This window comes from Bradyrhizobium sp. SHOUNA76 (assembly GCF_023006445.1).
Classification (GTDB): domain Bacteria; phylum Pseudomonadota; class Alphaproteobacteria; order Rhizobiales; family Xanthobacteraceae; genus Bradyrhizobium.
The window spans coordinates 1-5,782 of sequence record NZ_JALBHA010000420.1; the positions used below are offsets into that span (position 1 = coordinate 1).

Here is a 5,782-nt window from a genome sequence, read left to right on the forward strand (position 1 = left end):
GGCCGCGACGGCTCCGGCAAGGAACTAGGCAGCCGTCACCCGGACCGGCATGCTCGCGAGCCCGCGCAGCGAGTTATTGAGCCTGCGCTTCGGCTCCGCCGTGAGCTCGATGGTCTTCACGCGCCTCGCGAGCTCGCTGAAGATCAATTCGCCTTCCAGGCGCGCGATCATCTGACCGACGCAGGCGTGGATGCCTGCGCCGAAACCGACATGCCCGGTCGCGGCCCGTTCCACCTCGAAACGGTCCGGCTTGTCCCAACGCGCGGGATCGCGGTTGGCGGAGGCCATGAACAGCAGCACCTTGCGATGTGCCGGGATCACGCCGCCGCCGATCTCGACGTCGCGGGAGGTGGTGCGAAAGAACGTCTGAATCGGTGAATCGTAACGCAGGCCCTCCTCGAAAGCGTTGCGCGCCAGCTCCGGCTTGTGATGCAGCTTGCGGTATTCCTCCGGATGGGTCGCGAGCGCGAGCAGGGTGTTGCCGATGCCGTTGACCGTGGTGTCGATTCCCGCGGTGAGGAACGGCCGCACCAGGTGCGTCGCCTCGTGCTCGGTGATCTCGCCGTCGTCGGCCGCCTGGTAGATCATCATGCCGAGGCTGTCGGGCCGTAGCGCGTCTCGCGCGCAACATTCCATGATCCAGCTCTGCGCCGCGAGGCCCGCCTTGCGCGACGCGGCCTGGATCTCGTTGTCAGGGCCGAAGCTGTCGAACACGAACGTGCTCCAGGCCAGCAGTTTCTCGCGGCCGTCGGGCCGGATGCCGATCGCATCCGGAAACACCTTCATCGGATAGGCCTCGGCCAGATCGGTCACGGCATCGAACGTGCCTTTGTCGATCAGCTCCGAAACTTTTCTCTCCGCTTCCTGCTGGAACGTCTCGCGCAGCTTTCTTGCGACGCCCGGAGACAGCGTGCGGCCGAGCACCCGCCGGCCCTTGTCATGGTCCGGCGGATCGATCTGCAGCGTCAGCGGCTTTGGCAGCGCCGGGTTCATCCCGTGGAGCCCGACGCCCTCGCCACTGATGAAGGTCTTCCAGTCCTTCAGGGCCGGCTCGACCTCGGCATAGCCTGCCATGGCCCACACGCCGTAACGCTCCAGCGCGAAAGCGGGCCCGAGCGCGCGCAGCGCCTCATAGGCAGGATAGGGGGCGCTCAGGAAGTCGGTCGCGAACGGGTCGACCGGACTGGATACAATGCCGCTCATGGTCAGCTTCCAACGGCTATTGCTTGCTCAGTGGGCATTGACCGTCGCTCTCGGAGCGGAAGGCGTCCTCGCCCTTGATCGTGGCGACGACCTTCAGGAGATCCCAGGTCGAGGTCGACTCGTCGGGAGCCTTGACCTGCAAGAGGTAGAGCGGATGGATCTTGCGTCCGTCCTTGCGAATGTAGCCCTTGCCGAACAGCGGATCGTCGGTCGGCAACTCCTTCATCGCCGCGACCACCGCCTTGCCGTCCTTGGAGCCGCCGACCTTGTCGACGGCCTTGAGATAGTGAATGACCGAGGCATAGACGCCGGCCTGCATGTCGTTCGGATAGGCCTTCGAGGGAATGCGTTCGGCGAAGCGTTTGGCGAAAGCACGCGTGCCGTCGTTCAGATCCCAATAGAACGGGTTCATGATCTGCGCGCCTTGCGCAAACTTCAGGCCGAGTGCGGGCAGGCCGTTCATGCCGAGGATCAATCCGACCAGCTTGCGGTCCTTGGTCAGCCCGAACTCGGCGGCCTGCTTCATCGAGGTGATGGTATCGTCGCCGGCATTGGCGAAGCCGACGACGTTCGCGCCCGACGCCTGGGCCTGGAGCAGGAAAGAGGCGTAATCGGCCGTTCCGAGCGGATGCCGCACGCTGCCGAGCACCTCGCCGCCGGACGCCTTCACGGCCTCTGCGGCTTGCTTCTCGAGATCATGGCCGAAGGCATAGTCGGCGGTGATGAAGAACCACTTCTTGCCGCCCTGCTGCACGATCGCCTTGCCGAGACCGCGCCCATAGGCATAGGTGTCGTAGGTCCAGTGCACGGTGTTCGGCGTGCATTTCTCGCCGGTCAGGAGCACCGTTCCGGCGCCCGACCCGACGAAGACCTTGTTCTTCTCGGCGCTCATGCCGGCCACCGCCAGCGCGATCGACGAGTTCGGCAGGTCGAAGATCGCATCGACACCCTCGTTCTCGTACCAGCGCCGGGCGATACCGATGCCGATATCGGTCTTGTTCTGATGGTCGGCGGCGGCGACCTCGACCGGCTTGCCGGCGGCCTTTCCGCCGTAGTCTTCGACCGCCATTTTGGCGGCGACGACCGAGCCGATGCCCTGATAGCTGGCGAACGGACCCGATTGGTCGTTCAGGATGCCGATCTTCACCACGTCCTGGGCGAATGCCGGTGCGGCCGTCAGCATTGCCGCCAGCATGCATAGTTTATGCAGGAATTTGCTGTTCATTGTTCCCTCCCATGTGCGGTCTTGGTGCCGCTATATAATAGTTATATTTTATAGCTATTTCTGAGAGAGTCAATTCGGCCGACATATGGTCGCCGCCGCGGATCGAGGATCATGAGCTCGAAAGCATTGAGACCCGGAGCCAAGTCCGCTCCGCCATCGGAGACGTCGCTGGACCTGCGCGCGCTGCAGCGGACGCCCGGCTTCATGCTGCGCCTCGCGCAGCTGAAGTTCTTCGAAGCCTTCTACGAGGAGTTCGCCGCCTTGGGCCTGACTCCCGCGACCTATGCGATCTTCGCGATCATTCGCGATAATCCCGGCGTTCCCCCCAGCAGCCTCGCCAGCGTGCTCCGGCTGCGCCTGCCGAACCTGATCAAGATCCTGAACGAGCTCGAATCATCCGGCTTCATCAAGCGCCATCGCTCGAAGTCCGATCGCCGCGCCGTCGAGCTGATGCTCACGCCAAGGGGCGCAAAGCTCATTCAGGACGGGGCAAGGCTGACGCAGCCCTACAATGAACGGATGTTGGCGCCGCTCAGCCAGGCCGAGCAGCGCACGCTGCTCGAACTCCTGAACCGCATTCTGCCGTTCTAGCCTTCTGGGAGCCGACCTGAGGCCGATCGTCGCAAAGCCCGTTACGCCCCGCGGATACGCGGCGGACCCACAGGTTGCTGGAGGAGGCCGCCGGTTCCGTGCCCCAAAATCCACCCAATCGGTGGTCACTAAGCCCCCGGAGGGGGACTTTGCCTCCCGTGGTGGGACTGCGGACTGATGATTGATCTGAGGCGACTAGTCGCGCTGGCAGCCGTTGCACTGCTCGCCTTGGGCCCCGGCATGGCCGCTGCCTCACCCGCCAAGTCGAAGCCCGCTACGGCCGTACCTGCCGCGCCGCCGCCGCCGCCGTTCGAGCCGTTGCCGCCGCCGAATATCTACCTGTTCCGTGGTGCCATGGGCCCGATCTTCTCGACCGGCATGGACCGGCTCGGCGAGAAACTGACGCAGGCCGGCTTCTCCGCCGATGTCTATGAATTCACCCTGTGCCGGTTCATCGGCAATCGCGTCATCGCCAGTTACAAGGAGAAGGCGGCGCCGATCGTGCTGATCGGCCACTCCATGGGCGGGCTGTGCTCGATCGTCATCTCCGAGATGGCGGCCAAGGAGAACATCCCGATCAGCCTCGTCATCGCCGTCGATCCCGCGCACGCGACTGGCGACGTGCCGCTCAATGTCGAGCGCTTCATCAACATCTTCCTGTCCGACAGCGTGCTCGGCGGTGGCGACGTCGTCGCGGTCCCCGGCTTTCGTGGCCATTATGCGAGTTACGACTTGAAGGAAAACGCGCGCGTCTCGCACATCAACATCGAGAAGTCCGACGACATCCATCGCCAGATCGTCGAGATGGTGACGCAGTTGCCGCGCATTCCGCCGCAGACCCAGGCCAATGCCGTGCCGCTGCGCTATCTCGTGCCAGCGGATACCCTGGTCGAATTGTGGGATAGCGGCGTGCGGCTGCCGGTGCGCCGCGGCGACACCATGGAGAGCATCGCCGCCGCCAATCGCGTGCCGCTGTGGACGCTCGCGCAGAGCAATTCGCTGCCGGAGAACGCGCAGCTCACCCCGGGCCAGACCATCATCGTGCCGCGCCATCTGACACCGCCCGAGCCGGCTGCCGCGATGGCGGCACCGCCGGCGGCAGCACCGGCAGGGCGGAAGTAGGGCGCCTTATCCCATCGCAGTCAGGGAGACGGTCCGCTCCCTCTCCCGCTTGCGGGGGAGGGCTGGGGAGGGGGTGTCTCCGCAATCGAGAACCCCCAAGAGGAGAGAAGCCTCACCCGCCGCTACGCGGCGACCTCTCCCACAAGCGGGAGAGGTGCACCGAACCGGTGGAGGGAGTGATCTCAAATTAGACATTCGATCCGTGGATCGCATCGATCACGGCATCGGTCACTTCCTTCGTCGTCGCCTTGCCGCCGACGTCCGGCGTCAGCACGCCGGCGGCGCAGACGCGCTCGACGGCGGTCATCAGCCTCGAGGCGGCATCCATCTCGCCGAGATGCTCGAGCATCTGCGCGCCGGTCCAGAACGTCGCGACCGGGTTGGCGATGCCCTTGCCGGTGATGTCGAAGGCCGAGCCGTGGATCGGCTCGAACATCGAGGGGAAGCGGCGCTGCGGATCGATATTGCCGGTCGGCGCGACGCCAAGGCTGCCGGCCAGTGCGCCGGCGAGGTCGGACAGGATGTCGGCGTGCAGATTGGTCGCGACGATGGTGTCGAGGCTCTTCGGATGCAGCGTCATGCGCACCGTCATGGCGTCGACCAGCATCTTGTCCCAGGTGACGTCGGGGAATTCGGTCGCGACCTCGGCCGCGATCTCGTCCCACATCACCATGCCGTGGCGCTGCGCGTTCGACTTGGTCACGACGGTCAGGAATTTGCGCGGACGCGACTGCGCGAGCTGGAACGCATACCGCATGATGCGGGTGACGCCGACGCGGGTGAAGACCGCCACCTCGGTGCCGACCTCTTCCGGCAGGCCCTTGTGCGCGCGGCCGCCCATGCCGGCATATTCGCCCTCCGAGTTCTCGCGCACGATCACCCAGTCGAGATCGCCGACGCCGACATTGCGCAGCGGCGAGGCGACGCCCGGCAATATCTTGGTTGGCCGCACATTGGCATATTGGTCAAAGCCCTGGCAGATCGGTAGCCGCAGGCCCCACAGCGTGATGTGGTCGGGCACGTCAGGCGCGCCGACCGCGCCGAAATAGATCGCGTCGAACTTCTTCAGTTCAGCGAGGCCGTCAGCCGGCATCATGACGCCGTGCTTCTTGTAATAGTCCGAGCCCCAGTCGAAGGTCTTGATGTTGAAGGCGAGGTCGCCGCTGCGCTTTGCCAGCGCCTCCAGCACGCGGACACCGGCCGAGATCACCTCGGGGCCGATCCCGTCGGCGGGGATTGCTGCGATCGAATGGGTGCGCATGGGAATGCTCCGTGTGAGAGATCGTGCCGGCCGGTCCGACCGTCTGCGTTGCCGGCGAGTCTAGACGGGAGTGCAGGGCAGACTCAATTGACGCTGGTTTATACAAAAAAATGATATAATCATCGTCGCACGGGGACGAGAGGATACGGAATGGAATTGCAACAGCTTCGATGCTTCGTCGCGGCGGCCGAGCAGTTGCATTTTGGCCGCGCGGCGCAGCATCTCCAGATGCTGCCCTCCGCGCTCGGCCGCCAGATCAGGTTGCTGGAGGAGGATTTGGGCACGCGGCTGTTTGCGCGGACGACGCGTGCGGTGTCGCTGACGGAAGATGGCGCGACGCTGTTGCGCGATGCGCGCGCCATCCTCGCCCGCGTCGAGGC

General features: G+C 64.9%; 6 protein-coding genes. 3 read left to right on the forward strand and 3 right to left on the reverse strand.

Annotation, left to right across the window (positions count from 1 at the left end; all coding sequences use genetic code 11):
* Positions 1-24: 24 nt before the first annotated feature.
* Positions 25-1,203, reverse strand: coding sequence for a cytochrome P450 (locus tag MOV74_RS29480; RefSeq protein WP_246930191.1), 1,179 nt, complete (start codon positions 1,201-1,203; stop codon positions 25-27).
* A gap of 16 nt (positions 1,204-1,219) precedes the next feature.
* Positions 1,220-2,428 (reverse strand): ABC transporter substrate-binding protein, encoded by a 1,209-nt coding sequence (locus tag MOV74_RS29485; RefSeq protein WP_246930193.1) that lies wholly within the window; start codon positions 2,426-2,428, stop codon positions 1,220-1,222.
* A gap of 111 nt (positions 2,429-2,539) precedes the next feature.
* Between MOV74_RS29485 and MOV74_RS29490 the strand changes: the two genes are divergently transcribed.
* Positions 2,540-3,019 carry a MarR family winged helix-turn-helix transcriptional regulator gene (locus MOV74_RS29490; RefSeq protein ID WP_246930196.1) on the forward strand — a complete coding sequence of 160 codons (480 nt, stop codon included), beginning with the start codon at positions 2,540-2,542 and terminating at the stop codon, positions 3,017-3,019.
* A 177-nt stretch (positions 3,020-3,196) separates the two neighbouring features.
* Positions 3,197-4,141 (forward strand): LysM peptidoglycan-binding domain-containing protein, encoded by a 945-nt coding sequence (locus tag MOV74_RS29495; protein WP_246930198.1) that lies wholly within the window; start codon positions 3,197-3,199, stop codon positions 4,139-4,141.
* A 187-nt stretch (positions 4,142-4,328) separates the two neighbouring features.
* Here the strand turns inward: MOV74_RS29495 and MOV74_RS29500 are convergent, their stop codons facing one another.
* Entirely contained in the window at positions 4,329-5,402 is a 1,074-nt protein-coding gene (locus tag MOV74_RS29500) for a tartrate dehydrogenase (RefSeq protein WP_246930200.1), read from the reverse strand.
* 150 nt (positions 5,403-5,552) lie between these two features.
* On the opposite strand from MOV74_RS29500, the gene MOV74_RS29505 reads away from it, so the two are divergent.
* On the forward strand, positions 5,553-5,782 hold a 230-nt coding region (locus MOV74_RS29505), incomplete at its 3' end, for a LysR family transcriptional regulator (protein WP_246930202.1).

Coding starts and splice junctions, on each gene's coding strand:
- MOV74_RS29495 (WP_246930198.1), top strand. CDS start 3,197: ATGATTGATCTGAGGCGACTAGTCGCGCTGGCAGCCGTTGCACTGCTC.
- MOV74_RS29490 (WP_246930196.1), top strand. CDS start 2,540: ATGAGCTCGAAAGCATTGAGACCCGGAGCCAAGTCCGCTCCGCCATCG.
- MOV74_RS29480 (WP_246930191.1), bottom strand. CDS start 1,203: ATGAGCGGCATTGTATCCAGTCCGGTCGACCCGTTCGCGACCGACTTC.
- MOV74_RS29500 (WP_246930200.1), bottom strand. CDS start 5,402: ATGCGCACCCATTCGATCGCAGCAATCCCCGCCGACGGGATCGGCCCC.
- MOV74_RS29485 (WP_246930193.1), bottom strand. CDS start 2,428: ATGAACAGCAAATTCCTGCATAAACTATGCATGCTGGCGGCAATGCTG.